General features: G+C 72.9%; 28 protein-coding genes and 1 pseudogene. 15 read left to right on the forward strand and 14 right to left on the reverse strand.

The features are described 5' to 3' along the window. Nucleotides 1-63: 63 nt before the first annotated feature. Nucleotides 64-1,521 carry an Ig-like domain-containing protein gene (locus ACGFYU_RS06895; RefSeq protein ID WP_393826205.1) on the reverse strand — a complete coding sequence of 486 codons (1,458 nt, stop codon included), beginning with the start codon at nucleotides 1,519-1,521 and terminating at the stop codon, nucleotides 64-66. Nucleotides 1,522-1,675: 154 nt separating this feature from the next. Between ACGFYU_RS06895 and ACGFYU_RS06900 the strand changes: the two genes are divergently transcribed. Both ACGFYU_RS06900 and ACGFYU_RS06905 read left to right on the forward strand, forming a co-directional pair. Then, complete coding sequence (locus ACGFYU_RS06900) at nucleotides 1,676-2,194, forward strand: GNAT family N-acetyltransferase (protein WP_393826206.1); 519 nt, start codon at nucleotides 1,676-1,678, stop codon at nucleotides 2,192-2,194. Between the two features lie 20 nt (nucleotides 2,195-2,214). Beyond that, nucleotides 2,215-3,363, forward strand: a complete 1,149-nt coding sequence (locus ACGFYU_RS06905; RefSeq protein WP_393826207.1) for a sulfite oxidase — start codon at nucleotides 2,215-2,217, stop codon at nucleotides 3,361-3,363. On the opposite strand, the gene ACGFYU_RS06910 is transcribed toward ACGFYU_RS06905, so the two are convergent. After that, complete coding sequence (locus tag ACGFYU_RS06910) at nucleotides 3,355-3,585, reverse strand: hypothetical protein (protein ID WP_393826208.1); 231 nt, start codon at nucleotides 3,583-3,585, stop codon at nucleotides 3,355-3,357. The genes ACGFYU_RS06905 and ACGFYU_RS06910 overlap by 9 nt on opposite strands. 114 nt (nucleotides 3,586-3,699) lie before the next feature. Here ACGFYU_RS06910 and ACGFYU_RS06915 point away from each other — a divergent pair, with 114 nt between their 5' ends. After that, nucleotides 3,700-4,299: a TetR family transcriptional regulator gene (locus ACGFYU_RS06915; RefSeq protein ID WP_393826209.1), complete on the forward strand. Its 600-nt coding sequence runs from the start codon at nucleotides 3,700-3,702 to the stop codon at nucleotides 4,297-4,299. A gap of 16 nt (nucleotides 4,300-4,315) precedes the next feature. On the opposite strand, the gene ACGFYU_RS06920 is transcribed toward ACGFYU_RS06915, so the two are convergent. Continuing rightward, a complete protein-coding gene (locus tag ACGFYU_RS06920) occupies nucleotides 4,316-4,966 on the reverse strand; it encodes a MerR family transcriptional regulator (RefSeq protein ID WP_393826210.1) in 651 nt (216 codons plus the stop codon). Between the two features lie 105 nt (nucleotides 4,967-5,071). Between ACGFYU_RS06920 and ACGFYU_RS06925 the strand changes: the two genes are divergently transcribed. Further along, nucleotides 5,072-5,581 carry a DUF4188 domain-containing protein gene (locus tag ACGFYU_RS06925; RefSeq protein WP_393826211.1) on the forward strand — a complete coding sequence of 170 codons (510 nt, stop codon included), beginning with the start codon at nucleotides 5,072-5,074 and terminating at the stop codon, nucleotides 5,579-5,581. A 157-nt stretch (nucleotides 5,582-5,738) separates the two neighbouring features. On the opposite strand, the gene ACGFYU_RS06930 is transcribed toward ACGFYU_RS06925, so the two are convergent. After that, complete coding sequence (locus ACGFYU_RS06930) at nucleotides 5,739-6,266, reverse strand: GNAT family N-acetyltransferase (RefSeq protein ID WP_393826212.1); 528 nt, start codon at nucleotides 6,264-6,266, stop codon at nucleotides 5,739-5,741. Between the two features lie 47 nt (nucleotides 6,267-6,313). Further along, the gene (locus ACGFYU_RS06935; RefSeq protein WP_393826213.1) at nucleotides 6,314-6,472 is read right to left on the reverse strand and encodes a hypothetical protein; all 159 of its coding nucleotides are present in this window, start codon (nucleotides 6,470-6,472) and stop codon (nucleotides 6,314-6,316) included. Nucleotides 6,473-6,513: 41 nt separating this feature from the next. Between ACGFYU_RS06935 and ACGFYU_RS06940 the strand changes: the two are divergent. Next, nucleotides 6,514-6,678 (forward strand): annotated as a pseudogene (locus ACGFYU_RS06940) (response regulator transcription factor); the annotation flags it as partial. 21 nt (nucleotides 6,679-6,699) lie between these two features. On the opposite strand, the gene ACGFYU_RS06945 reads toward ACGFYU_RS06940, so the two are convergent. Genes ACGFYU_RS06945 through ACGFYU_RS06955 form a run of 3 tightly spaced genes read right to left on the reverse strand, consistent with a single transcriptional unit; the run spans nucleotide 6,700 to nucleotide 7,914 of the window. After that, entirely contained in the window at nucleotides 6,700-7,197 is a 498-nt protein-coding gene (locus ACGFYU_RS06945) for an SRPBCC domain-containing protein (RefSeq protein ID WP_393826214.1), read from the reverse strand. Further along, nucleotides 7,194-7,535, reverse strand: coding sequence for an ArsR/SmtB family transcription factor (locus ACGFYU_RS06950; protein WP_393826215.1), 342 nt, complete (start codon nucleotides 7,533-7,535; stop codon nucleotides 7,194-7,196). Before ACGFYU_RS06950 ends, ACGFYU_RS06945 begins: the two co-directional genes overlap by 4 nt. 4 nt (nucleotides 7,536-7,539) lie before the next feature. After that, nucleotides 7,540-7,914 (reverse strand): VOC family protein, encoded by a 375-nt coding sequence (locus ACGFYU_RS06955; RefSeq protein WP_393826216.1) that lies wholly within the window; start codon nucleotides 7,912-7,914, stop codon nucleotides 7,540-7,542. A 134-nt stretch (nucleotides 7,915-8,048) separates the two neighbouring features. Here ACGFYU_RS06955 and ACGFYU_RS06960 point away from each other — a divergent pair, with 134 nt between their 5' ends. From ACGFYU_RS06960 to ACGFYU_RS06975, 4 genes are all read left to right on the forward strand, one after another. Then, nucleotides 8,049-8,432, forward strand: a complete 384-nt coding sequence (locus ACGFYU_RS06960) for a VOC family protein (protein ID WP_393826217.1) — start codon at nucleotides 8,049-8,051, stop codon at nucleotides 8,430-8,432. A gap of 123 nt (nucleotides 8,433-8,555) precedes the next feature. Continuing rightward, on the forward strand, nucleotides 8,556-9,053 hold the full coding sequence (locus tag ACGFYU_RS06965; RefSeq protein WP_393826218.1) for a SigE family RNA polymerase sigma factor: 498 nt from the start codon (nucleotides 8,556-8,558) through the stop codon (nucleotides 9,051-9,053). Next, nucleotides 9,046-9,432 (forward strand): hypothetical protein, encoded by a 387-nt coding sequence (locus tag ACGFYU_RS06970; protein ID WP_393826219.1) that lies wholly within the window; start codon nucleotides 9,046-9,048, stop codon nucleotides 9,430-9,432. The genes ACGFYU_RS06965 and ACGFYU_RS06970 overlap by 8 nt, the downstream gene beginning before the upstream one ends. Nucleotides 9,433-9,511: 79 nt before the next feature. Then, entirely contained in the window at nucleotides 9,512-10,723 is a 1,212-nt protein-coding gene (locus tag ACGFYU_RS06975; protein WP_393826220.1) for a mannosyltransferase family protein, read from the forward strand. A 31-nt stretch (nucleotides 10,724-10,754) separates the two neighbouring features. On the opposite strand, the gene ACGFYU_RS06980 is transcribed toward ACGFYU_RS06975, so the two are convergent. The 3 genes from ACGFYU_RS06980 to ACGFYU_RS06990 form a co-directional block, all read right to left on the reverse strand. After that, entirely contained in the window at nucleotides 10,755-11,393 is a 639-nt protein-coding gene (locus ACGFYU_RS06980) for a S8 family serine peptidase (protein ID WP_393826221.1), read from the reverse strand. Then, nucleotides 11,368-11,577, reverse strand: coding sequence for a hypothetical protein (locus ACGFYU_RS06985; protein WP_393826222.1), 210 nt, complete (start codon nucleotides 11,575-11,577; stop codon nucleotides 11,368-11,370). The genes ACGFYU_RS06980 and ACGFYU_RS06985 overlap by 26 nt, the downstream gene beginning before the upstream one ends. A gap of 158 nt (nucleotides 11,578-11,735) precedes the next feature. Further along, nucleotides 11,736-12,008 (reverse strand): hypothetical protein, encoded by a 273-nt coding sequence (locus tag ACGFYU_RS06990; RefSeq protein ID WP_393826223.1) that lies wholly within the window; start codon nucleotides 12,006-12,008, stop codon nucleotides 11,736-11,738. Nucleotides 12,009-12,141: 133 nt separating this feature from the next. On the opposite strand from ACGFYU_RS06990, the gene ACGFYU_RS06995 reads away from it, so the two are divergent. After that, on the forward strand, nucleotides 12,142-15,249 hold the full coding sequence (locus ACGFYU_RS06995; RefSeq protein WP_393826224.1) for a helix-turn-helix domain-containing protein: 3,108 nt from the start codon (nucleotides 12,142-12,144) through the stop codon (nucleotides 15,247-15,249). On the opposite strand, the gene ACGFYU_RS07000 is transcribed toward ACGFYU_RS06995, so the two are convergent. Together ACGFYU_RS07000 and ACGFYU_RS07005 are read right to left on the reverse strand one after the other, a co-directional pair. Beyond that, nucleotides 15,246-15,914: a response regulator gene (locus ACGFYU_RS07000; protein ID WP_393826225.1), complete on the reverse strand. Its 669-nt coding sequence runs from the start codon at nucleotides 15,912-15,914 to the stop codon at nucleotides 15,246-15,248. The two genes, ACGFYU_RS06995 and ACGFYU_RS07000, sit on opposite strands and share 4 nt — an antisense overlap. Beyond that, nucleotides 15,911-17,143: a sensor histidine kinase gene (locus ACGFYU_RS07005; RefSeq protein WP_393826226.1), complete on the reverse strand. Its 1,233-nt coding sequence runs from the start codon at nucleotides 17,141-17,143 to the stop codon at nucleotides 15,911-15,913. The genes ACGFYU_RS07000 and ACGFYU_RS07005 overlap by 4 nt, the downstream gene beginning before the upstream one ends. A 254-nt stretch (nucleotides 17,144-17,397) precedes the next feature. On the opposite strand from ACGFYU_RS07005, the gene ACGFYU_RS07010 reads away from it, so the two are divergent. The 4 genes from ACGFYU_RS07010 to ACGFYU_RS07025 all read left to right on the forward strand — a co-directional run bounded on the left by ACGFYU_RS07010 (nucleotide 17,398) and on the right by ACGFYU_RS07025 (nucleotide 20,722). Further along, nucleotides 17,398-18,786 (forward strand): tannase/feruloyl esterase family alpha/beta hydrolase, encoded by a 1,389-nt coding sequence (locus tag ACGFYU_RS07010; RefSeq protein ID WP_393826227.1) that lies wholly within the window; start codon nucleotides 17,398-17,400, stop codon nucleotides 18,784-18,786. A gap of 81 nt (nucleotides 18,787-18,867) precedes the next feature. Continuing rightward, on the forward strand, nucleotides 18,868-19,080 hold the full coding sequence (locus ACGFYU_RS07015) for an antitoxin MazE7 (RefSeq protein ID WP_393826228.1): 213 nt from the start codon (nucleotides 18,868-18,870) through the stop codon (nucleotides 19,078-19,080). A gap of 147 nt (nucleotides 19,081-19,227) precedes the next feature. After that, nucleotides 19,228-19,806 carry a hypothetical protein gene (locus ACGFYU_RS07020; RefSeq protein WP_393826229.1) on the forward strand — a complete coding sequence of 193 codons (579 nt, stop codon included), beginning with the start codon at nucleotides 19,228-19,230 and terminating at the stop codon, nucleotides 19,804-19,806. Nucleotides 19,807-19,891: 85 nt separating this feature from the next. Continuing rightward, nucleotides 19,892-20,722, forward strand: coding sequence for a class I SAM-dependent methyltransferase (locus tag ACGFYU_RS07025; protein ID WP_393826230.1), 831 nt, complete (start codon nucleotides 19,892-19,894; stop codon nucleotides 20,720-20,722). A 13-nt stretch (nucleotides 20,723-20,735) separates the two neighbouring features. Here the strand turns inward: ACGFYU_RS07025 and ACGFYU_RS07030 are convergent, their stop codons facing one another. After that, entirely contained in the window at nucleotides 20,736-21,695 is a 960-nt protein-coding gene (locus tag ACGFYU_RS07030; protein WP_393826231.1) for a LysR family transcriptional regulator, read from the reverse strand. A gap of 178 nt (nucleotides 21,696-21,873) precedes the next feature. Here ACGFYU_RS07030 and ACGFYU_RS07035 point away from each other — a divergent pair, with 178 nt between their 5' ends. After that, a complete protein-coding gene (locus ACGFYU_RS07035) occupies nucleotides 21,874-25,344 on the forward strand; it encodes a M28 family peptidase (RefSeq protein WP_393826410.1) in 3,471 nt (1,156 codons plus the stop codon). Nucleotides 25,345-25,358: the final 14 nt, after the last annotated feature.

The raw sequence follows: 25,358 nt of genomic DNA on the forward strand, positions 1-25,358 counted from the left end.
CTTCCAGGTGCACTTCGGCAGTCATGGCAGCAAGATGCTTCGGATTTCGTTGCAGGAGGCGGATCAGGTCGTCGGGTGCAGCCGGGACGGGGAGGGCGGGGAAGCGTGCGGGTGCGCGGGTGCGTCGGCGAGGGCGCTGCCCGCGAGCCAGGACCGCCAGTCCAGGTTCCAGTCACCGAATCCGTTGGCGAAGGGCGCCATCCGCTCGCCGCCGCTGTTGACCACTTCGACGATGTCCCCTTCGCGGACGGTCTCGAAGAACCATGCGGCGTCCTCTGTGCTCATGCCCGTGCACCCGTGGCTGACGTTCTCCTCGCCCTGCGCGTCGACCGACCAGGGTGCGGCGTGGATGTACTCCCCGCTCCACGTCACGCGGGTCGCGTAGAGGACGGGCAGGTCGTAGAACTCGCTGGTGCCGCGCTTGATGCCGACGCTGTCCCCGCGCATGCGGACCTTGGGCTCCTTGCGCAGGACGACCTTGACGCCGGAGCGGGTGCGGAATCCGGCCTTTCCAGTGGTGACGGGGATCGTCCTGATGATCCGTCCGTTGCGGCGTACGGTCATCTCGTGGGCGGCGGAGTCGGTGACGGCCTCGATCCGGTCCCCGATCGTGAACTCGACGCCGTCGGAAGGACCTCCGTACCCCTGCTCCCCGACCTCGACCCCGTCGAGACCGCTGCGCACGCTCACCACCGCGTGGGCGGGCCAGTACGTGCGCGGCCGGTAGTGCAGGGTCGCGTCGTCGACCCAGTGCCAGGCGCCCTCGACACGCGGCTCCGAGGTCACCTGCAGGGCCTGCTCCACCCGGGCGCGGGCCGGGAGGTCGTCGGCGGGGACCGGCCGGCTGAGCTCGGCCGTGACGATCTCGCCCGCGCCGTACGTCCCGGGGCGGGGCCCGAAATCCGCCGTCAGCCGGTCGTCGTCCGCCGCCGGCGGGGCGGTCCTGAACGCCATGGTCACGCCGACAGGTGTCCCGGCCACGTCCTGGGCGCCGACCTGCACGGTGTAGGTCTCCCCCGCCCGCAGCGGCTCGGTGTTCCGCCAACTCCCCCCGTCCGGGCCGAGTTCGCCGGCCAGCAGGCGGCCGTGCGCGTCGCTGACGGTCACGTCGGTGAGGCGTCCGGGGTCGGCGAGGGCGATCTCCAGCGGCGCGTCGGCGTCCGTGGGGAGCTCGGCGGCGCGGGCGGCGCGCTCGGCGTCGCCCAGCGGCGGCTCCCGCAGTACGGCTCCGCTCCCCCGGGCGGTGGCCCGTACCCGCTGCTCGCGCCAGCCAGTGCACAGCCCGGGGCGGAAGGTGTGCACGTCGCACAGCCCCGCCGCACCCGCGGTGCCACCCTCGTCGAGCGCCCTGCCGACCAGCAGGGTGACGGCCGCTTCCCGCGGACCGCCGCCTGGTTCCCGCAGCGGGCCGTCCGCGTCGTGCGCCCGGCCCGGCGCCGCGGCGACCACCAGCATGGCGCCCGTGACGGCGGCCACCATGCCCCACGCCTTGGTCAGTTGCTTGCGTTGCGCCTGTGGCATGACCACACAGCCCTCCCAGATCTCACACGGCCCGTTGGCAGCATCAAAACGATCGGGAGCCGAAATGATGATCATGAACTCGGCTCTGCGGCCGAACGGGCACCCCAAGAGAACTCGTACGGAGCACACCGGGGGCCCTGCGTAGCATCGGGCCATGCATCGCATCCCGCTCCAACTCCTCCGCCCCGACCACGCCCCGGCCCTGCTCGACTTCGAGCGGGAGAACCGGGCCTGGTTCGCCGCCTCGGTGCCCGACCGGGGCGACCACTACTTCGCCCACTTCGACGCACGGCACGCCGAGCTGCTGGCCGAACAGGCGGCGGGGCAGCACTTCTTCCACGTGCTGGTCGGCGACGGCGGCGAGATCCTGGGCCGGGTCAACCTGGTCGACGTGGCCGACGGTTCGGCCGAGCTCGGCTACCGGATCGCCGAGCGCGCCGCCGGGCGGGGACTGGCCACGGCCGCCGTGCGCGAGGCCTGCGCCCTGGCCGCCTCGGAGTACGGCCTCGGCACTCTGAGGGCCGTCACCACCCTCGACAACGCCGCCTCGCGGGCCGTGCTGGCCCGTACGGGCTTCACCGCCGGCGAGGAGTTCGTCCTGGACGGCCGCCCGGGGTTGTGCTTCGTACGCGACCTGCGGGAGGCCGCCGACCGCGAGGTGCCGGGCCGGTAGGCAGGGGCGACCATGAGGGGATGGAGCCCTCCCTGAGCCAGGTCAGCACCCCGGGGCGGGTGGCGGCCGCCGACGAGGGGGTGAGCCGGGAGGAGCTGGCGCTCGCGGCCCGCAACCACGGGCTGCCGCTGGAGGCCCTGCGCTACGAGGTCACACCGCCCGGACTGCACTACGTACTGGTCCACTACGACATCCCCCTCGCGGACGGCGAAGGCTGGACGCTCTCGGTCGGCGGCCGCGTCCGTACCCCGCTGACCCTGGACCCGGCGGCCCTGCGCCGGTTCCCCGCCGTCACCACGCGGGTCACCATGGAGTGCGCGGGCAACGGCCGGGCCCTGCTGTCACCCCGGCCGGTCAGCCAGCCCTGGCTGGTCGAGGCGGTGGGCACCGCCGACTGGACGGGCGTGCCGCTGCGGGCCGTCCTGGACGCGGCCGGGGTGCGGGCGGACGCCGTCGAGGCCGTCTTCACGGGCGCCGACCACGGGGTGGAGCGCGGGGTCGAGCAGGACTACCGGCGCAGCCTGCCGCTGCAGGTCGCCACCGGGGACGAGCCCGGGGTGCTGCTCGCCTACGCGATGAACGGGCGGCCCCTGCCGCCGCAGCACGGGTATCCGCTGCGGCTGGTCGTCCCCGGCTGGTACGGCATGGCCCACGTGAAGTGGCTGCGCGAGATCACCCTGGTCGACGCCCCGTTCACCGGGTTCCAGCAGTCCGTGGCCTACCGCTACCGGCTGCCCGGCGACGATCCGGACGGCCCGGGCGAGCCCGTGACGCGGATCGCCCCGCGGGCCCTGATGGTTCCGCCCGGGTTCCCCGACTTCATGTCGCGCACCCGCGTCGTGCGCCCGGGTCCCGTACGGCTGGAGGGCCGCGCCTGGTCCGGCTGCGGGCCCGTCACCCGGGTCGAGGTGAGCGCGGACGACGGCACGGGCTGGAGCGAAGCCGCCCTGGCGCCGCCCGGCGCGCACCGGTGGGCCTGGCAGTCCTGGACGTACCTCTGGACGGTCGCGCCCGGTCCGTACGCCCTCACCGTCCGGGCCACGGACGCCGAGGGCCGGGTCCAGCCCCTGCAACAGCCGTGGAACCGCGGCGGCTTCGGCAACAACCTCGTACAGCGGGTCCCCGTGCTGTGCTGCCGGGCCGCCGACCCGCCGCCGGCGTCACCGTGAACGGCGGGCGGCGAGGGAGGCGTTGGCCTTCATCAGGGCCGGGACCAGGACGTAGACGACGATCGGGATGGCGATCGCTGTGAGGACCAGCGTCTGGAGCACCAGCGGTACGTCCTTCAGGACCGGGCGCAGCAGGGCGAGCACGATCGTGATGGTCGGGTACACGGCGACCCAGGTGATCAGCGCGCGGCGGTGGATGGACGGGACGGCCTGTGCGGACATGAGTACCCCCTGTCGAGCGGGTTGGACGCGAAATCTCCAACCCTTCGGTTGGAGTCTGGCACAGTCGGCGGCACAATTCCAACCGCATGGTTGGGAATAACGTAGGATGGCCGCATGGCCTGGGACACCGCGCGCACCAAGCAGCTCCTCCTCGACGCAGCCGTCGAGGAGTTCGCCGAACACGGCCCCGAGGGTGCCCGCGTCGCACGGGTGGCCACCCGCGCCGGGGTCAACAAGGAGCGCATCTACCAGTATTTCGGCAGCAAGGAGAAGCTGTTCGTCGCCGTGCTGGAGGCCGAGCTGGCCAAGCTCGCCACCGCCGTTCCCATGACCCCCGAACAGGCCGAGGACCTGGGCGACTACGCGGGCCGCACCTACGACTACCACCGCGAGCACCCGCACTTCCTGCGCCTGCTGGCCTGGGAGGGTCTGATGTGCCAGGACCGCGTGGTCGCCGAATGCGAGCGCACCGACCACTACGCCGAGAAGATCGCCGCGATCACCGAGGCCCAGCGCCGGGGTGCGCTCACGGCCGAGGTGCCCGCGGCGCAGCTGCTGCACTCCCTCGTCTCGCTGATCAGCGCCTGGTTCACCCTGCCCCAGCTCGCCCGGATCCTCGTACCCGAAGCCCTCGACGCCGGCGAAGGGAGCGGGGGCGGCGACCCGCGCCGCGCGGCCCTCGTCGCGACGGCGCACCGGCTCACGCGCCCCTGAGGGTCGGCGCCCCCGACTAGGACAGCCCGTAGCGGCGGGCCGATTCCTCTTCCTGGGCGAGGCGGTGGAGCGCCTTGAGCACCGGCTGGAAGAGGATGGTCGCCGCGACGGCGGTCTCGACCTTCTCGGCCTCGGAGGGGTGGGTCTCCACGAAGTCCAGGTCCCGCCGGGCCGCTTGGTGCATCAGCTCGGCGTACGGGGCCATCAGCTCGGCGTCCCACGGGTAGCCGAGCCGGATGAGCGTCGCCACGGCCACCACCAGGGTGCGGTGGACGGGCGAGAGCGCGCCCAGCTCGCGGGCGGTCGACCAGCCGAGCATCACGAGGAGCCGGTCCACCTCGGCGCGGGCGGCGACCGTGGCCTCGTCCTCGTCGGCGGGTTCGGGTTCCGGTTCCTGGGGCAGCGCCCAGAGGGCGGCGCCGAGGCGGATGGTACGGCCGAGGGAGTCGTCGTCCACGTGCCGGAGCACCTCCCGGACCGTCGCCACCGGGACCTTGCCGACCTGGATCATCGCGCGCACCAGCCGGAGCCTGCGCAGGTGGCCCTCGTCATAGTCGGCCGTCGTCGCGCTGACCCGGCGGCCCGGCCTCAACAGCCCTTCGCGGAGGTAGTACTTGATCGTCGCGAGGGAGACGCCGCTCCGCTCGCTCAACTCCGCCAGCCGCATCCCTTGAACCTTCCCTTGGACAGTGTCACTATCCAACCACGCAGGCTTGGACAGCGCCGCTATCCAACCAAGCGGCCAGGACGAGGACGAGGACGAGGGGGCATCGTGTTCGCGAAACCGATACCGGGGCACACCACCGCGGACGTCAGGGGTGACGTCGTGGTCCTGCTGATCGGCATGCGCATCAACCGCTTCCGCGGGGTGCACCACTGGCTGCCGGTGCTGCTGGCCATGCCCCGCATGCTCCGCGAACTGGACAAGGACCCCGAGCGCGGGCTGCTCGGACACGTCCTGCTCACCGCTTCGCCGCGCACGTACTACGTGGTCCAGTACTGGGAGTCGAAGGAGAAGCTCTACGCCTACGCCAAGGCGCCGGACATGTTCCACCACAAGGCGTGGTCGATCATCAACCGCAAGTTGCGCGCCGGAGAGTCGCGCGGGCACGTGGGCCTGTGGCACGAGACGTACGTAGTGCCCGAGGGCTCGCACGAATCGATCTACTTCGACATGCCCGCCTTCGGACTCGGCGCGTCCCACGGGGTGGTCCCGGTCGAGGCCCGCGGCCGCCGCGCGGCCGACCGCTTCGCCCACCGCCGCCGGCAGGCCGCCGGCTAGTGCTCTGGCCGGAAAGGTTTGCCGGCTCGCGGCGTCCGGTGCGGTGCATCGCAAGGCGGAGGGCCGCAGCTCGTACTCGGCGTACTCGCGCGGTCCGACAACGCAGCGAGGTGCCGTGCCGGGCGCCGTGAGGCGGTGAACCTTGCCGGTCAGGGCACTAGCTGCCCGGCGCGGGCTCGCGCAGGGTCCGGTGCATGCAGGCGCGGGGCCAGCGGTCCAGGCCGTGGAGCGTCTCGCGCCTGCGGATCTCCCGCAGGCCGGGGGTGAGCCCGCGCTCGTCCAGGAGCCGGAAGCCACAGCGGAGGTAGTACGGGGCGTTCCACGGGACCTCGGTGAAGGTGGTGAGGGTCAGCGCGGGCACCCCGGCCCGCACCGCGTACTCCGCCAGGTGGTCGATCAACGACCGGCCGATACCGCGGCGGGCGCTGTCCGGGTGCACCGACACCTGCTCGACGTGCAGGTTGCCGTCGACGTGCTCGGCGATCAGGTAGCCGACCGGGACGTCGGCCCCGTCGACGGCGACCCACGCCAGTCCGGACCGCAGGCAGGCGGCGAGTTCGTCGAGCGGGAGCGGCTCGTCGTCGGCGATCTCCGGCATGCCGATGTCCCGGAAGCACCGCCCGGCCGCCCTCTCGATGTCCTGGAGGAGGGGCAGTTCGTCCTGTCGTACGGCTCGGATGCTCATGGACGCATTGTTCCGGGCCTGCCGGGCTGTGCCATACGGTTTTCAGGTCAGCCGGCGGCGCGTCCACCAGAAGCAGCCCGCCGCGAGGACGGCGGCCCCGGGGCGGCCAGGCCCTGCTGCCCGGTGAGGACCGACGGCCACAGGGGCGCCCGGATCCGCTCCAGCGCGAACAGCAGGATCCCGCCGGCCACCACCGTGGCGCCCATGGCCGCCACCGTCCGCCGGATCAGCAGGCTCAGGGTGATGCCGACCAGCAGCCAACGCCGAGATCGCCGCCGAGCTGTACATGAGCGTGCCCACGGTCAAGGCACACGTGTCGAGCATCCTGGCCAAGCTGGACGTGACCAACCGGGTCCAGGTCGCCCTGATCGTGCAGGACGCGAACGGGCCGGGGCAGTCCGGCCGGGCGTGACTCCGGGCCTCAGACGACCCCTCAGAGCCCCTCGACCACGGCGCCTAGCGCGTCCATGACGAAGGTGCGCCAGCCCTTGCCCATGATCGTGCGGGCCGCCATCTGTGCCGGGTCGTCCGGGTCGAAGCCCTTGTGGACGAGGAAGAGCCGGGTGCCGCGGCCCTCCGGTTCGAGGGTCCACGTGATCGTCCAGTCGGCCGTGTTGCCGGCGGAGGCGTCGGCGTCCCGCCAGCGGACCGACAGCATCCGCCCGGTCTCGTAGGCGAGGACCTCGCCCGCCGTGGTGCCGGAGTAGCCGGTGTTGGGGCGGGGCAGCGTGGTCATCGTGTAGCGGTGGCCGACCTCCAGGCGGAAGTCCGACGCCATCAGCCACTGGGCGATCAGCTCGGGCTCGGTCAGGGCGCGCCAGACCTTGGCGGGCGGGTGCGGCAGGAACCGGTCGACCCGGACGGTGGTGAGGTCGTCGTCGGGGCCGGGGTCGGGGTCGGGGTATGAGCGGGAGCCGGGTTCGGTGGTCATGTCTCATCGTCGGGCATGCGGTCGAGGAGTGCGCCGAGGTCCTTGAACCGGTCGTGCCAGAACCGCTCGTACGGATGGAGCCAGTCCTGCACCTCGGCGAGCGGCGCGGCCTCCAGCCGGTAGATCCGCTGCCGGCCGGCGCGCTCCTCCGAGACGAGCCCGGCCTCCCGCAGCACCTTGAGGTGCTCCGAGAGGCTGGGGCGGCGCATGTCGAAGTGGTCGGCCAGGGACTGGACGGGCTGCGGGCCGCGCTCGCGCAGCAGGCGCAGGACTTCGCGGCGGGTGCCGTTGGCGAGCGCGGCGAACACGCGGTCCTCTGCGGCACCCGTCGTGACCATGGGGCTAGAAGCCTTCCTTCTCCGTGAGCAGCATCAGGCCGTTGCCGTCGGGGTCGCGGAATCCGGCCATCCGCCCCCAGGGGGCGTCGTCCGGCCCCTCGACCTCGATGCCGGCCGCCGCGAGGCGCGCGCAGTCGGCGTCGACGTCGGCCGTGACGAACATGATCCCCCGGGTGGAGCCCGGCGTGAAATCACCCATCCCCGGACCGGAGAGCGTGAAGACGGTCTGCGCGCCCTTGGGGGCGACCTGGAGCCAGCGCAGGGGACCGACCCGGCGGTCCGTCCGCAGCTCGAAGCCGAGTACGTCGGTGTAGAAGGCGAGGGCCCGGTCCTGGTCGGCGACGGGGAGGGTGACGAAGGAGGCGTGCGTGATGTTCATGCCTCCACGATAGGTAGGGAATCTCCTACGCGTCAAACGTAGGAGATTCCCTACGTGTCACCCCGGCGCGCATGCGACCCCCGGGGAGCCGGGAGGAGGATGGGAGGGGAACCGCTGCGGCGATGGGAGTGATCATGTTCCAGGAGACCAGGGCGTTCAGCAGCTACTCGGTGGGCGACATCAAGAAGGCCCGGGAGTTCTACGGCGGAACGCTCGGACTGCGGGTCTCGGAGGAGAACGGCATGTTGTTCCTCCACCTCGGCGGCGGTGGCAACGTGCTGCTGTACCCCAAGGACAACCACCGGGCCGCGGACTTCACCGTGCTCAACTTCCCGGTGGCCGATGTCGAGAAGACCGTCGACGAACTCACCTCGATCGGCGTGACCTTCGAGCGCTACCCGGGCTTCGAACACGACGCCAAGGGCATCGTCAGGGAGCAGGGCGAGAGCATGCCGTCGATCGCCTGGTTCAAGGACCCCGCGGGCAACGTGCTGTCCGTCCTCAGTGAGTCGCCGTGAGCGCGTAACCCCGCGCCCTTCCTGTGACGGCACTCACAGGACTTTCCGCCGTCCGGTGTCGACCGGATCCGGGGTGGCGGGCGTATGCCCCGTGAGAGGGACACATGGATCCGGGAGTGATTTTTGACCGTCGAGGAGTTCGAACAGTTCTACGCGCAGGCGGCGGGACGGCTGACAGGACAGTTGTACGTGATGCTCGGCGACCACCATGAGGCGCAGGACGTGGTGCAGGAGGCCTTCGTCAAGGGGTGGGGCCGGCGGCGTCAGCTGGACCGGGACGGCCGGCCGGAGGCGTGGATCCGTACGGTCGCGTGGCGGCTGGCTGTAAGCCGGTGGCGCGGGCGCCGCCGGACCGCCGACGCCTGGCAGCGCAGTGCCCCGGCACGGCACGTGGAGGGTCCGGGGCCGGAGGCCGTGGCCATCGTGGAGGCGCTGCGTCAACTGCCCCTCAAGCAGCGCCGGACGATGACCCTGCACTACGTGTGCGATCTGACGGTCGAGCAGATCGCCGCCGAGACCTCCTTGTCCACCAGCACGGTCAAGACCCACCTCTCCCGGGGGCGGGCCGCCCTCTCCCGCCATCTGCAGGACCCGCGCATTGAGGAGGCGCCCGATGCCTGATTCCCACGACCTCGATCCGCTGCGGTCGCTGTTCCGGGAAGCGGCCTCCGCCGGGCAGACCGGGAGCGGGCTGCCGCCCGTGTCCGTCATCGCCCGGCGCGGGGAACGGGTCCGACGCCGCCGGATCGCCGGGATCGCCGTCGCCTGCTTCCTCGTCCTCGCCGGATCCGGTACGGCCCTGGCCTCGCTCCTGCCGGCCGACCCGGCCCCGGCCCTCCCGGCCACCACGCCCTCTCCCGCGCCGCCGTCCCCCGTACCGACGGGCCCCCTGGGGACGTCCACGGAGCCGGGCCCGCCGCGAAGCACGACGAGCTCCGGCGGGTCCGCCACCGCCACGACCGCCCCCACCGCCACGTCCACGACGCAGCCCCTCCCGTAGGGCCATTGCTCCCCGCGGACACCGGCCCGGACCACGGCCGGGGGTTCTGCACACCCTCAGCCAGGTCAGGAGATCCCCCATGCCCGTTTCCTCCCCCAGCCGGCCGGTCCGGCCGGTCGAGAGGATCGCCGCGCCCGCGGCCGTGCGACGGCGGGTGTTCCCGCGCCCCGGCCGCGCGGACCGCGACGTGCTGTGGCTCTACCTGCTGACCCGCCTCGCGATCTGGACCACGGCGGGGTGCGTCGGCTGGCTCTTCCCCGCCGACGGGCAGGCCCGGCAGCCCCCGTCGTTCCTCTCGCCCTGGCGGCAATGGGACTGGTGGCACTACCTCCACATAGCCCGGGACGGCTACTTCCCGGGCCAGGCCGGGCCCTGGACCGCCGGCTGGGACAACCGGGAGGCCTTCCTCCCCGGCTTCCCGCTCGCCCTGCGCGCCGTCCACGCGGTCGTTCCCCACTGGGCCGCGGCGGGTGCGCTGATCTCCTTCGTCGCGGGCGCGGTCGCCGTGCTGGCGCTGGCCCGGATCGCCCGCCTCCTGCTGCCCGATCAGGAGGCGGGCCGGCGCGCGGTGCTGTTCCTGCTGCTCTCGCCGTGCGCCGTGTTCCTGGCCGCCGGCTACACGGAGGCGCTGTTCCTCGCGCTGGCCCTGCCCGCCTGGCTGGCGGCCCAGCGGCAGAACTGGCCGGCGGCCGCCGCCCTTGCCTGTCTGGCCTGCTCGGTACGGGTCACCGGGGTGTTCCTGGCGGCCGCGCTCGCCCTCCACTTCGTCCTCACCGCCCGCGGCCGCACGGCCCGGCGCGCGGCTCCCTGGCTCCTGCTGCCGCTCCTCGCCCCTGCCGTCTACGGCTGGTACCTGCACACGCGGACCGGAGACTGGATGGCCTGGAAGCACGCCCAGGAGCGCGGGTGGTACCGGGATTTCCACGCGCCGTGGGAGGCCTGGGCGCACACCTGGAAGGCCGCCTTCGGCGAGGTCCAGCCCACCGGCTACGCCCTGATGTGGCAGGCCGAGCTGCTGGCCATGCTGGTGGGCCTCGTCCTCCTGGTGCTGCTCGTACGGCGCCGCCGTCTGCCCGAGGCCCTCTACATCGGCCTTACCCTGTGGGCGCTGGGCACCTCCTACTGGTACACCTCGATCCCCCGTTCCACCCTGCTGTGGTGGCCGCTGTGGACCGGGCTGGCGTCCTGGAGCCTGCGGCGTCCCGCGGTGCAGAGCGCGTACGTCTGCGTCGCGGCCCCGCTCGGCACCACGGTCGCGATCACCTTCCTCACCGGGCGGTGGGCCGGCTGATTCGCGCGCTTGGCCTCGGCGCGGCGGAGGGTCAGCGCCGCAGGCCGAGGACTCCGCGGGGGCTGCCGACGCCGGTGGGGCCGTCGTAGCCGCGGACCGCCCTGCACAGGTAGGTGTTGCCGGGGCAGGTGCCGGCCGTGCCTCGGTCGATGTCCCAGAAGTTCTGGCGGTGGGCGTAAGGGTAGGAGTTGGGGCGGCCGTTGGCTCCGGGGGTGCCGGCCAGGGCGTACATGGCGGCGATCAGCGGCGAGGAGGCGCTGGTGCCGCCGATGATCTTCCAGCCGGTGCCACCGGACCCGAAGGTGTCGTAGACGGCCACCCCGGTGACCGGGTCGGCGACCGCGGAGACGTCGGCGGAGGTGCGGCGGGGGCAGAGGGGGTCGGTCTGGAAGGCCGGCTTCGGCTGGATGGTGGAGCAGCCGGAACCGGCGCCGACCCACGCGGTTTCGTACCAGCCGAAGCGCAGGAACTGCGGGCCCGGTAGGGGGAAGAAGCTGCGCCTGAGCGAGGTGCCCCCGGCGGAGGTGACGTACTGGGAGGCGGCGGGCCAGTGGACCACGCCACCCACGTCTCCGGAGGCGGCCACGAAGGCGACTCCGGGATGGTTGAAGTAGATCTGGTCGACGGTGAGCTGGGCGGCGTGCTCACCGGTGGCGTCGACCCAGCTCATGGAGACGTACTTGGCGCCCTGGCCGGCCGGCAACGGGGGTGCGGGCCTCGGCCACTGCCGTGAGCAGGTTGATGAACAGATCGTTGTCGGCTTCGACGAGCAGGATCTTGCAGGAGGGGCAGGCCGCGCTGACCATGTCGATGTCCAGGGCGGTCTCCAGGGCCCAGCCGGGATCGGTGGCCATCGGCGGTGTAGTGCCGCATGATGCTCCGTTGCCCCGAAGATTCGGCCGGCATCATCGGCCGGGCCCCGGCAGCGGTCCCGTGGACAACACCGGGAAGGCCATCCGATGCAGTAGCGGACTCACCGCAACGGCCCAAATCGCCACCGGGACCGAACGCCTCAGCCCCGCCGCCCTGCCCCGCGGCGGCCGCTGCCCGGCCGCTTCGCCCGGGCCTCCCCCGGCGTGGCGGGTTCGTCGCGCCAGGCGCGGTGCGCTTCCAGCAGTTCGGCGCGCTGCTCCGGCTCCGTGTCGCGCAGGACCATCCGCAGGGTGACCAGGTCCCTCAGGCCCCTTGCCAGAGCGGCGGGCCAGCGGTGCGGCGCACGTACGAGGCGTACGAGCAGGCCGAGGACGACGGGTGCGGCGATCAACGCCAGTTGGGCATTCCCCATGGGAACTCCTCGTACTCCGAAGGGTGTCGGTTCGGGCAAGAGCCAGCGGCCCGGAAGCACCAGGGATAGCCTCGATGCGCGTTCACAGGGGTGATGTGAACCAGAACGCAAGGCCTGCTCAGGGGAGGTGGGGGTGGACGGCGTGAACGGCGCGGGTCCCGAAGGCGCCCACCGGGAGCTGATCGCCCGGATCCGTACCGCGCTGGATGGCCGCAGGCAGAGCGAGGTCGCCCGGGACGCCGGTATCGGGCCTTCGACGCTGAGCAACATCCTGAACGCGAAGACGGTGCCCACCCTCACGACGCTCGACGTCCTCGCCCGCACCCTGGGGATCGGCGGACCGGCCCTGGTGGAGCTGCGCCGGCTGCGGGAGCGGGCCGACGTGCGCACGCGCCGCATCGGCGGCTACCTCACCGCCGCCCGCGACGCCGCGCGCGAGCACCCGTACGCCGGCGTGCTGCCGGGCATCGCCCCGCCCCTCGCGGCGGTCTACCTGAGCCAGCGGGTGCATCCGTGGGAACGGCCGTCCGAGGCGGGAGCCCTGCCCGCCGACGACCTCCTGACCGGCGGGAGTTCCTGCGTGGTCCTGGCGGGGCCGGGCGGCGGCAAGTCGAGCCTGCTGCGTACCTGGCTCCGCCGCGGGACCGAGGAGTGGCTGGACGGGCGGGGCGGCGAACGGGTGCCCGTGCTGGTTCCCGCCGCCGCCCTGGTCCACGCCCCACTGGCGGACGCCGTCGCCGCCTCCGTCAACCTGGAACTCGAAGGCCTGGTGGAGAAGCTGCCGACGGGCTTCTTCGCCACCGAGCCGCAGCCGGGGGCGGGTTGGCTGGTCCTGGTCGACGGGCTCGACGAGGTCACCGACGGGGCCGCCCGGCACAAGGTGCTGCGCCGCCTGGCGGAGATCTCGCGCGGGGAGGGTTCCGGGCTGTACCGGTTCATCGTCGCCACGCGCCCGCTGTCCGGCGGGGAGCTCGACCTGCTGGGCGTCGACCTCCCCCGCTACCAGCTCCAGCCCTTCGGGCGCGAGGATCTGCCGCTCGTCGCCGGGAGCTGGTTCCGGTGCCTGGAGGTTCCGGATCCCGAGGGGACGACGCGGCGGTTCCTGCGGGCGCTGGAGCAGACCCGGCTCGCGGCACTGGCCCACGTGCCGCTGATGACGGCGATGCTCTGCCAACTCCACGCCGCCGCCCCGGAACAGCCGCTGCCGGCCGGACGCGGCCAGGTCTACCGCGACTTCGTCGAACTGCTCCACCGGCAGCAGTACCGGGTCGGTGCGCCGCACCCCCTCCCCCGGCTCAGCGCCGGCCTCCCCGGGGCGCTCGCCGCCGCCGAGCGGACCCTGGGCCACCTCCCCGGGCTCATCGCCCACCTCGCGGCAGCGCGCCTCGCCGGCGACACCGCGCCCGCGATCGACTTCCTCTGCGCCCTGCCCGAGGCCCGGCGGCCCCCGCAGGTCCCCGAGGCGGACTGGCGGGCGTTCCTGGACACCGCCGCCCGGCGCAGCGGCCTGCTCACCGCGGGCGGCGGCGATCTCGTCTTCCTCCACCAGACGCTGCTGGAGCACCTGGCCGCCCAGCACCTCCTGCGGGACCCGAAGGAGGGCGCCCGGGCCATCCGGCGCGTCTTCCACCAGCGCGGCACGTGCGGGCCGCGCGTCCCGCTCTCCGCGTATTCCACCGGTACGCCGCCGGGCGTCAGACCGCGCGTGTGGTTCTTCCGGTACTGGCAGCCGCCCGAAGACCTCTCCTACGCCGGCTTCCTCCTCGACGCCGCGCACGAGGCCGGTCTCACCCTGCGCCGGTCGCCGCTCAGGCGGCTGGCGGCGCGGGGCGGGCTGCCCGGCTGGCGGTTCGTGGCCTCCCTCGCCGCCATGGGAACGCGGCTGCCCGACGACGTGGTCGCCGCGGCCGCCGCATCCCTCCACGCGCAAGCGGCGGACCCCGCACCCGGCAACAGTCACCGCAGGGTGGCCGCCGAGGCCCTGGCCCGTCTCGGCGACCCCCGGGGCGCCGACCTGCTCCACGCCCTCGCCGGGGCATCGGATCACGGGAAGCGGAACTTCGAACGCCTGCGGGCAGCCCAGGCCCTGGTCGAGCACGGCGACCCCCGCGGGCCCGCCGCGCTGCTCGCCCTCTCCCGAGACGCGGGCGCCTCCGGTCCCATCCGCACCGAGGCCGCGGCGGTGTCGGCCCGGATCGGAGACCCCCGGGCGGCGGACGTGCTCCACGCCATTGCCCTCGACACGACCGTCGGCGGCCCGAACCGCCTCCAGGCCGCCACGCTGTCCGGCGGGCTCCACGATCCGCGCGCCGCGGAGGTGCTCCACGTGCTCGCCCTCGACACGAGGGCCGGCGACCACGAGCGCGTCCAGGCGGCCGCGCTGTCCGCCCGACTCGGCGACCACCGCGCCCCGGACCTGCTCCACGGCCTCTCCTTCGACATGACGCTCCCCGTCCTGTTCCGCGTGAGGGCCTCCGGAGTACTGGCTTCCGCGGGCGACCCCCGTGGCGTGCAGCGGCTCCACGGCCTCGGCCACACCCCCGATGTCGGCCCACCGGCGCGGTTGGCGGCCGGTGAGGCACTGGCGGCACTCGACAAGTCCCGGGCCGCGGAAGTGTTCCACGTACTCGCGTCGGAGCAGGACGAGAGGTCGGACGACAGCCGGCATGCCCAGCGCCATCGCGTGCATGCGGCGGAGAAGCCGGTGGAGCTCGCGGATCCACGCGGCCCCGGCCTGCTCCTCGCCCTGTCCCGCGACCCGGATGTCGGTGCGTTCCCACGCGTGCGTGCGGCGGGGTCACTGGCCGCGCTGGGCGAGCCGGCCGCCGCCGGGCAACTGCTCGCGCTGGCCGGGGCCGCCGAACTCCCCGCCGAGGCCCGGCTGGAGGCCGGCGTGGCACTTGCCGGACTCGGTGATCGCCGGGCCTCCCCCGTTCTGCGTCTCCTCGCCCTGCGTCCCGAGGTGTCGGACCGCCTCAGGGTGGCGGCCGCTCAGGCTCTGGTCGACCTCGGCGACCCCGCTGCCGCCGAGCTCCTCCACGCCGTGATCCCACTGTTCAGGCCGAACGTCTTCGGCGCCTACCTGCTGGACGTGCCGCGGCTGCTCGCCGAACTCGGAGATCCCCAGGCCGCCGAGCTCCTCGCGACCCTGCCGGCGGAGACGCGTTACGGGACGTACGACACGGCACAGGTGCAGCGGGTCCTGACGCTGCTCCGCGAGCACCGCCCGGACCCGGCCTAGAGCAGCCCGTGGTCGCGGGCGTAGATCGCGGCGTGGGTGCGGTCGCGCAGGCCCAGGCGGGACAGGACGCGGGAGATGTGGTTCTTGACCGTTCCTTCGCTGAGGAAGAGGCGGCCCGCGATCTCGCGGTTGGTCGATCCCGTCGCGATCAGGCGCAGTACGTCGGTCTCGCGCGGGGTCAGGACGTCGAGCCCGGGGCCTTCGGGCTCGGGGGAAGGGCAGGGCTCCGCCGGCCCGGGGCTGGCGAGGCCCACCGCCAGGCGGCGGGCCACCGCGGGGTCGAGCTGGGCCACGCCCGCGTGGGCCAGGCGTACGGCGGCCGCCAGTTCGGCGGAGGGGAGGTTCTTGAGGAGGTAGCCGATGGCGCCCGCCGCCAGGGCCTGGACCACGTACTCGTCGTCGTCGAAGGTCGTCAGCATGATCACGCGGCAGTCCGGTGCGCGCCGGGCCAGTTCGCGGACGGCGGCGACCCCGTCCATGACGGGCATCCTGACGTCCATCAGGATCACGTCGGGGTGGTCGGCGACGGCGGCCTCGACCGCGCGCAGGCCGTCCGGGACGGCCCCGACCACGGTGATGCCGGGCTGGATGCCGAGAAGCGAGGCGATTCCCTCGCGGACGAGCTCCTGGTCGTCCACGACGAGGACGCGTACCGGTTCGGTCATCGGGCCGCCTCGATTCCGGCGGTGCGGGGCACCGTCACGGTCACGACGGTGCCGCGGCCCGGTTCGGCGTCCACCTCGACGCGGCCTCCCAGCAGGGCGAGGCGTTCGTGCATCGCGCGGAGTCCGAATCCGGCCCGGCGGGCCGGGGAGTCGGCGCGGAAGCCCCGGCCGTCGTCGGCGACGACCAGCCGGGCTTCGCGCTCCCCGTAGAGCGCCGACAGCTCGACCCGGGTGGCGCCCGCGTGGCGGCGTACGTTGGTGAGCCCCTCCTGGGCCGCCCGGTACAGGGCGGTGAGCGCTTCGGGCCGGTAACCGTGCTCGTCGCCCGAGAGGTTGAGCGTGACCGCCGGCGGGCCGCCCGCCTCCTGGTGCACCAAGTCGGCGAGGGCGGTGGACAGCGAGAAGGGCTGCTCCTCGCCGCGCATCGCCCGGACCGACTGGCGGACCTCGTCGAGGGCCCGGTTCGCGGACCGGCGGGCGTCGGCGACGGCCTTCCCGGCGGTCTCCGGGTCCGTGGCCCGGAAGGCGGAGGCCTTCTCCAGCTGGATGGCTATCGCCGTGAGGTGGTGGCCTAGCCCGTCGTGGAACTCCCGTGCGAGCCGGTTGCGTTCCCGCACCGTCGAGAGCTGGGCGACCCGGGCCGCGTAGGCCGTCAGCTGCGCGTGCGAGTCCCGGAGTTCGCCGAGGGTGGCTTCGAGCCGCAGGCGGGTCTCCTGCTCTCCCACGGCGACCGAGGCCATCGAGACGGCGAGTACGAGGCCGAGGCCGGACATCAGCAGGTCGGTGACGGTGCCGGGCCGGAGGTACCAGTCGGGCACCCGCAGGGAGTTCCCCGCCAGGATCACCGCGACGCACGCCACGCCCAGCGCGACCCCGGCCCGGCGTCCGAACGCGAAGTACGCGGTCAGGGGCACCAGTACGAACAGGGCCCGCGAGACCCCGGACGGATCCAGGGCGGCAGCGGCGGCGTACAGGGCGAGGCGCGCGACGAGGAGGACGAGGGCCACCCGCACCGGTGTGCGCCGGGGATGACGGGCGCGCTCGGCCCGGTCGAGGGCGGCCAGCAGCAGCAGGCAGGCGGCGAATCCGCCGAGCCGGGGCCAGTCGGCGGGGCCGGCCGCGACGAGGCCGCCGTAGAGCCCGCCGGCCAGGACGACCGCGTGGACGAGGGGCGGCATCCACGACAGCGGGCGCGGCGCCCCGTCGGCCGGTCCGGGCAACGCGGTCATTCGGTCCCTCCGGTGGGGGTGTGCGGACTGCGTCGAACGATACGCGCGGGCGGCGCGGGCGCGGCTCCCCGCGGGGCAGGTCATGACGGACCTTGGCCAAAGGTCATGTGCCGTTCGGCCGGGCCTGCCCCGCCCGGTGTGGCCGCTCGGCATCTGGGGCCCGGTGCACGGGTCTTCCTAGGGTCGGTGGCGCCGGACAGCGGGGCATCGGCTCCCCGCGGAACCGAAGAGACGAGAAGACAGGAACGCCTCTGATGAGAACTGCCCGCCCCCTCACCGCAGTCGCCGCCGTCGCCGCGGCGCTGCTGGCGGCGACGCTCGGTACGGCCGACGCGAGCGCGGTAGCGGAGCCCGACCGGGCCACCACCTCGCGGTGTTCGGTGCGCGTGCCGGGTGCCGCGTACGTGACCGGCGCCTGCCTGGCCGATCTGACGACGGCCGGGACCCGGAACTCCGGGCACACCGAACCGGCCGACTGGGTCGGCCTCGAAGCGACCGGCGCGGTCAACCCGTCCGGGGTCAAGGGGGTCCAGCTCGACGGCTACTTCCCCGACTCCTCGACCACGAACACCCACCACCAGTGGAATCACGACAGCCAGTTCGTCATCAGGCTCCCCGCCCGCTGGAACGGCGGCCTGGTCGTCGCCGGGCCGCCCGGTACGCGCGCGCAGTACGCCAACGACCGCCTGATATCGGACCACGTACTGGCCCAGGGCTACGCGTACGCGGCCACCGACAAGGGCAACACGGGCCCGAGGATCTACACGGACGGGCAGCGGCCGGGCGACGCGATCGCGGAATGGCACGAGCGCGTGACGCAGTTGGCCGTGGCCGCCAAGCAGACCGCCGCACGGCACTACGGCCGGATGCCCGCTCGCACGTACATGGCGGGCGCCTCGGCCGGCGGCTACCTGGTGCGGTGGCAGCTGGAGAACCACCCGGAGCTGTACACGGGCGGGGTGGAGATGCACGGCCTGCTGTTCACCGAGGACAGCCCCAACATCCTGGACACGGCCCCGGCCGCGCTGCGCGCCTATCCGCGCGTCGTCGCCAAGGAGCCGGGCGCCCGCGAGGCGATGATCGCCGCCGGGTATCCGGCCGAATCCGAGACGATGTGGGGCTTCCACTACGACAAGCAGTGGGACGCGCTCCAGCGGATCATGCGCGAGGAGGTGGACCCGGAGTACGACGGCGACAAGGAGGCCGGAACCCCGTTCTGCAAGGAGGGCACCCAGCCGGGCTGTGACACCGACTACGTCTACGCCGACCGGCCGGACAGCGTGCACGAGACGGTCGGGCGGCTCTCCCTGACCGGTCGGATCGGCCGGCCGCTGATCACCGTACAGGGGACGCTCGACGCGCTCCTGCCGATCTCCAGGAGCGGTGACGTCTACGACAGGATGGTCGAGGACGCCGGGCGCGGGGGTATGCACCGGTACTACCGGATCGAGGGCGGGACGCACTCCGACGGCCTGTACGACAAGTTCGCCGACGTCGGCGTCCGACCGATGTCGCCGTGCCTGCGGACGGCCTTCGACACGCTGACGGCCTGGACGGCGAAGGGCGCCACCCCGCCACCGCCGAGCCACACCGTGCCGAAGGCCCCGGCCGGCACCGACACCGTCAACGCGTGCTCCCTGTAGCGCACCCGGCGCGCCGCTGATCCCCCCTCGCGCGTCCGCGAACCGGCCCCCGTGCCGCTCGCGGGCGCGCATACTCGGAACATGGCTGACACCACCACAGTCGAGGTCGACACCGAGGTCCACGACCGGCTCACCGCGCTCGCCGCGGCCCGTGGCCTGAGCCTGCCCGCCTACCTGGCGGAACTCGCCACCGCACAGGAGAACGAGGCGGGGCTGGCGCGCGCCGCCCGCGCCTTCGACGAGGCGGTCGCGCGGCCCGGTTTCCGGGAGGGGTTCGCGCGCGATTTCGCGTAGGCCGCCGATCTTGCCTGGTGGGCGCATGCGGGGCCACGGAGAGCTCCGGTGAGATCACATTGACGAAAACCTTACGCTTAGGGCAGCCTTACCTTCGCTCGCGCTGAGAGGTGTGGGCTCACCCTCACGTCCCGCCACCGGAGCACCATGTCCACCGCAGATGTCACCTCGATGCGCCGAAGACCGGCGCAGCCGGCCGATCTGCTGCGGGTTCCCGGGTGGTGCGGCCCCACCCTGGCCTCCCTGGCCGTGTGCGCGGTATGGGGCGCCAGCACCTGGGTGGCCGTCCACCTGCGGGCGGACTCCACGCTCCACATGGCGGCGCTGTTCGTGCACCTCGCCTCCCTCGTCGTCGGCTTCGGCGCGGTCCTCGCCATCGACTACTACGGGCTCCTCTGGCTCGGCGGCCGCAAGGCCCTGAGCGAGGTCGTCGGCTTCACCGCGCCCCTGCACGTGCCGGTCTGGGCGGGTCTGGCCGGTCTCATCGCCAGCGGCGCCTTCCTCCACCCCGACCTCTCCTCGCCGCTCACCTGCGTCAAGCTCTGCCTCGTCCTGGTGCTCGCGCTGAACGGCGTCCAGGCCGGCGTCCTGCACCGGCGGCTGGCCGCCCTTGACGGCCGGCCCGCCACCCGCTCCCTCCTCGTGCGGGGCGCCCTGTCCGCGACCGTCTCGCAGATCGCCTGGTGGGGCGCCGTCGCCATCGGGTTCCTCAACAGCCGGAGCTGACCGGTCCGCCGCCGACGGGCTGGGGCCGGGAAAGATACCTATGCTCGGAGAAAGGGGCTGCTCAGGCCCCCGGAGGGCGGCTGTCATGACCGAGCCGAGCGAAGCGGTCCAGGCCGACCGCGCCCTGAAGGCCAAGCACCGCGCGATGTGGGCCCTGGGCGACTACCCGTCGGTCGTCTCCCACGTCATCCCGGATCTGGGCGCCCGGCTGGTCCGCGAATGCGGCGTGCGGAAGGGCGACCGCGTACTCGACGTCGCGGCGGGCTCCGGCAACGCGGCCATTCCGGCCGCCCTGGCCGGAGCCGACGTGGTGGCGTCCGACCTCACCCCGGAGCTGCTGGAGATCGGCCGGCACCTGGCCGCCGTACGGGGCGCCCGGCTGGAGTGGCGGGAGGCGGACGCGGAGTCGCTGCCCTTCGCGGACGGCGAGTTCGACATCGTGATGTCGTGCGTCGGCGTCATGTTCGCCCCGCACCACCAGACCGCCGCCGACGAACTGCTGCGCGTCTGCCGCTCCGGCGGCACCGTCGGGCTGGTCAACTGGACCCCGCAGGGCTTCATAGGCCGGATGTTCGCCACGATGAAGCCGTACGCGCCCCCGCCTCCGCCCGGGGCGCAGCCGCCGCCGCTGTGGGGGGACGAGGAGCACGTCCACGAGCTGTTCGGCGACCGCGTCACCGATGTCGACGCCCGCCGGGAGACCGTCCACGTGGACCGGTTCCCGCAGCCCGCGGACTTCCGCGCGTTCTTCAAGGCCACCTACGGGCCGACCATCGCCGTCTACCGCAGCCTCGCCCACGACCCCGAGCGCGCCGCCGCCCTGGACGCCGAGCTCGACGCCCTGGCGGGCGACCACCTCCGGGACGGCTCCATGGAGTGGGAGTACCTGTTGCTCACCGCCCACCGCCAGGCCTGAGTCGGGGGCCCGCTCAGTCCATCGCCGGGTGCGCCTCCGGGTGGGCGTCCCACCAGGCCTTGTGGAAGGCGTTGTTGTCCACGTTGGCCAGATAGGCCCGGGCCGCGGCCCCGTAGAGCAGCTGCGCCTGCCCGGCGGAGACCGCCGAGCGGTTCCAGGCGAGGCGGATCCGGCCGGTGATGGGCGCGCCGACCAGCGGGCGCATCACCGTGCCCTCCGCCGGCGGGGCCGTCGGCTGGCTCAGCGAGATCGCGCGGCCCGCGGCGATGAGGTCGTAGGCGATCTTGCGGTCGGTGATCCGGTAGCGCAGTGACGGGCTGAACCCGGCCTTGGCGCAGGCGGCGACGAGGGCCTCGGGGCCTCCATCGTCGTCCTCCACCGGCGTCATCCACGACTCGTCGGCCAGGTCGGCGAGGTCGATGCCGTCCAGCGCGGCGAGGGGGTGGCGCGCCGACAGCCGGATGCAGAAGGGCTCCTTCGAGACCAGGGTGCGTGCGAGGGCCCCCTCGGGGAGCGGTACCTCGTGGTCGTTGACCTCGCCGTAGACGATGGCGTCGTAGCGTCCGGCGCCGAGCATCCGGGCGAGCGCGGTGACCGAGTGCTCCAGGTCCACGGAGATCTCCTGACCGTTCATGGACAGGTCGGTCCGGGCGAGCAGTCCGTCGAGCAGGACCAGGAGGATGCAGCCCAGCCGCAGCGGGGTACCGGTGGCGATGGCGCGCGCCTCCGCGCCCAGGGCCTCCATCTCGTTGAGCACGCGGCGGGCCTTGGCGAGCACGAACTGGCCGAGCGCCGTGGGCTCCACCCCGCTCCTGCCCCGTACGAAGAGTTCGCCGCCCGTGACCCGCTCGATGCGGCGCAGCTGGGCGGAGAGTGCGGGCTGTGACACGCCGAGCCGCCGCGCCGCGCCCCCCAGGCTGCCCGCCTCCGCAATCCGGCAGACGGCTTGCAGATGCCTCAACTCCAGCTGCATCCGGGCAGCGTACGCAGCGCGCCGCCACCGCACCATAACGCCGGCCTTATGCCGGCCGGGATGTCCCATTCTCGTCATGTCCACGCTCATACTCGGCCGCGAACGATCCCGCACTCCCAACCCCCCACGATCGGAGTGGACGTTGCAGCCCACCAGATGGACGGCGGCCGTGGCAGCGATGGCGCTGACCGCGAGCCTTGCCGGCGCCCTGGCCGGGACGGCATCGGCGGCGCAGCAGGCGCAGCCCGCACCGTCCCGGAACGACACCCCGGCCGCGCGCGCGGTCGCGGCCGCCGACCAGGCCGTCAACAGCGGTCTCGACTCCCTGGTCAACTCCTCGCAGGAGCGGTACGAACGACGCCTGGTCACCCCCTGGCTGAAGGACCTCTACTCGGTGGCGTACGAGCGCAGCTACCGCGGCCTGCCGGTCGTCGGCGGCGACGCGGTCGTGCTCGCGGACGGCGCGGGCAAGGTACGCGCCCTCCAGTCCGCCTCCTCCGTACGGATCGACGTGGCCACCCGCGCCTCGGTCGGCGCCAAGGACGCCGAGGCCACCTCACGGACGAAGCTGGCCTCGGTCGACAAGGTCGAGAGCAGCCGGCTCGTCGTGCGGCTCAAGGACGACAAGCCGGTCCTGGCCTGGGAGACCGTCCTGACCGGCCGGACCAAGTCCGCGCCCAGCAAGCTCCACGTCTTCGTCGACGCCCGCAGCGGCGCGTTCGTGGACAGCTACGACGACGTGGTCGCGGGCAGCGGCAACAGCAAGTGGAACGGCCCGAACCCGCTCACCATCGACACCACCAACTCGGGCTCCACGTACACCCTGCGCGACCCGAACCGCACCGGCCTGAGCTGCGCGGACTACAGCAGCGGCACGGTCTTCACGAAGTCCTCCGACTCCTGGGGCACCGGAAACCCCACGAGCAAGGAGACCGGCTGCGTGGACCTGATGTTCGCCGCGCAGAAGCAGTGGGACATGCTCGGCCAGTGGCTGGGCCGCAACGGCGTCAGCGGCAACGGGCGCAGCTTCCCGGGCAAGGTCGGTCTGGGCGACCTCAACGCCTACTGGGACGGCAGCTCGGTCACCATCGGGCACAACAGCGCCAACGAGTGGATCGCCGGCGTGGACGTGGTGGCCCACGAGTACGGGCACGCGATCGACAGCAACACCCCCGGCGGCACCAGCGGTCAGGAGGCCGGGCTCGGCGAGGCCACCGGTGACATCTTCGGCGCGCTGACCGAGGCGTACATCAACGAGCCGTCCCCGTACGACACCCCGGACTACACGGTCGGCGAGGTCATCGACCTCCAGGGCCGGGGCCCGATCCGCAACATGTACAACCCGCCGGCCGTCAACAACGACCCGGCCTGCTACAGCTCCGCGATACCGGGCACGGAGGTGCACAAGGCCGCGGGTCCGCTGAACCACTGGTTCTACCTGCTCGCCGAGGGCAGCAACCCGGGCGGCGGCAAGCCCAGCAGCCCCACCTGCAACCAGTCCACGGTGACCGGCGTGGGCGTCCAGAACGCGGGCAAGATCTTCTACGGGGGGATGCTGCTCAAGACGAGCAGCATGTCGTACAAGAAGTACCGGACGGCGACGCTGAGTTCGGCGAAGTCGCTGGACGCCACCTGTGACCTCTTCACCAAGACCAAGGCCGCCTGGGACGCCATCAGCGTGCCCGCCCAGACCGGTGACCCGACCTGCACCCCGAGCCAGAGCAGCGACTTCTCGCTGGCGCTGAACCCCTCCTCGGGCACCGTCCAGCAGGGCGGTACGGTCACCACCACCATCGCCACCACCATCACGACCGGCTCCGCCCAGTCGGTGACGCTGACGGCGAGCGGGCTGCCCGCCGGGGTGAGCGCCTCCTTCAACCCGGCCACCGTGCAGTCCGGCCAGTCCTCGACCCTGACCCTGACCGCCACGGCGAACGCGGCGCCCGGCGCCTCCACCGTCGTCGTCAAGGGGCAGGGCACGACCCTCTCCCACACCGTCGACTACGCGCTGAACGTCGGCGGGACCCAGCCCGGCAACGACCCGCCGGACATCAGCGTCGCCAACGTCCAGGCGCACCTGGCCCAGTTGAACACGATCGCCTCCCAGAACGGCGGCAACCGCCGGGCGGGCAGCGGCGGCTACACCCAGTCGCTGGCGTACGTGAAGGGCAAGCTGCAGGCCGCCGGCTACACGGTGACCGAGCAGAACTGCACCTCCTGCACCTACCCGTCGAACAACCTGATCGCCGACTGGCCGGGCGGCCCCGCCGACCAGGTCGTCATGTTCGGCGCGCACCTCGACGGCGTCTCGGCCGGCCCCGGCATCAACGACAACGGCTCGGGCTCCGCGACCCTGCTGGAGAACGCCCTCGTCCTCGCCCAGAAGAACCCCACGATGACGAAGCACGTCCGCTTCGCCTGGTGGACGGACGAGGAACAGGGCCTCAACGGCTCCGAGTTCTACGTGGGCCAGCTCAGCAGCGCCCAGAAGGCCGCCATCAAGGCCTACTACAACTTCGACATGGTCGGCTCGCCCAACGGCGGCTACTTCATCAACAACGTCAACTCCACCACCGCCGCCCCGCTGAAGGCGTACTGGACCTCGCTCAACCTCGCGCCCGAGGAGAACACCGAGGGCCAGGGCCGCAGTGACGACTACTCCTTCCAGCAGGGGGGCATCCCCACCTCCGGCTACGCGGCCGGGGCCAGCGCCCGCAAGACCTCGGCGCAGGCCGCGAAGTGGGGCGGCACCGCGAACGCGGCGTACGACTCCTGCTACCACAGCTCCTGCGACACCGCCAACAACATCAACGCGACGGTCCTGGACCGCAGCGCGGACGGTGTCGCCTACGCCGTCTGGAAGCAGGCCGTCGGCGGTGAGACGCCCGCACAGGACTTCTCCCTCGCCACCAGCCCGTCCGCGGGCTCCGCGGCCCCCGGCGGCTCCACCTCCGCCACCGTCAACACCACCACCGTGAGCGGCGCCGCCCAGACCGTGGCCCTGTCCGTCTCCGGCGCACCGGCCGGCGTCACCGCCACCCTCAGCCCGACCTCCGTCCAGTCCGGCAGCTCCTCCACGCTCTCCGTGCAGGTGGGCGCGAGCACCGTCCCGGGCACCTACACCCTGACCGTCACCGGCCAGGGCACCGTCAGCCACAGCACCACCTACACCCTGACCGTGACCGGCGGCGGCAGCTGCACGCCGCGCCAGCTGGTGGTCAACGGCGGCTTCGAGAACGGCGCCAGCCCGTGGACCGCGACCGCCGGTGTCATCACCAACCAGTCGGGCCAGGTCCCGCACGGCGGGAGCTACATGGCGTGGCTGAACGGGTACGGGTCCAGCCACACGGACAGCGCCTCCCAGTCGCTGACGATCCCGTCGGGCTGCTCCTCGTACCAGCTCGCCTTCTTCCTGCACATCGACACGGACGAGACGGAGAACGTGGTCTACGACAAGTTCACCGTCTCGGTCGGCGGTCAGACCCTGGAGACCCTCTCCAACCTGGACGCGAACTCCGGCTACGTCCAGAAGACGTACAACCTCGCGCAGTTCGCCGGTCAGACCGTCACCCTGAAGTTCAACGGCGTGGAGGACCAGTCCCTGCAGACCTCCTTCGTCGTGGACGACGTCACGGTCCAGGTGAGCTGACGCCCGCCTGACCA

It is taken from the genome of Streptomyces sp. NPDC048337 (genome assembly GCF_043201175.1).
Lineage (GTDB): Bacteria > Actinomycetota > Actinomycetes > Streptomycetales > Streptomycetaceae > Streptomyces.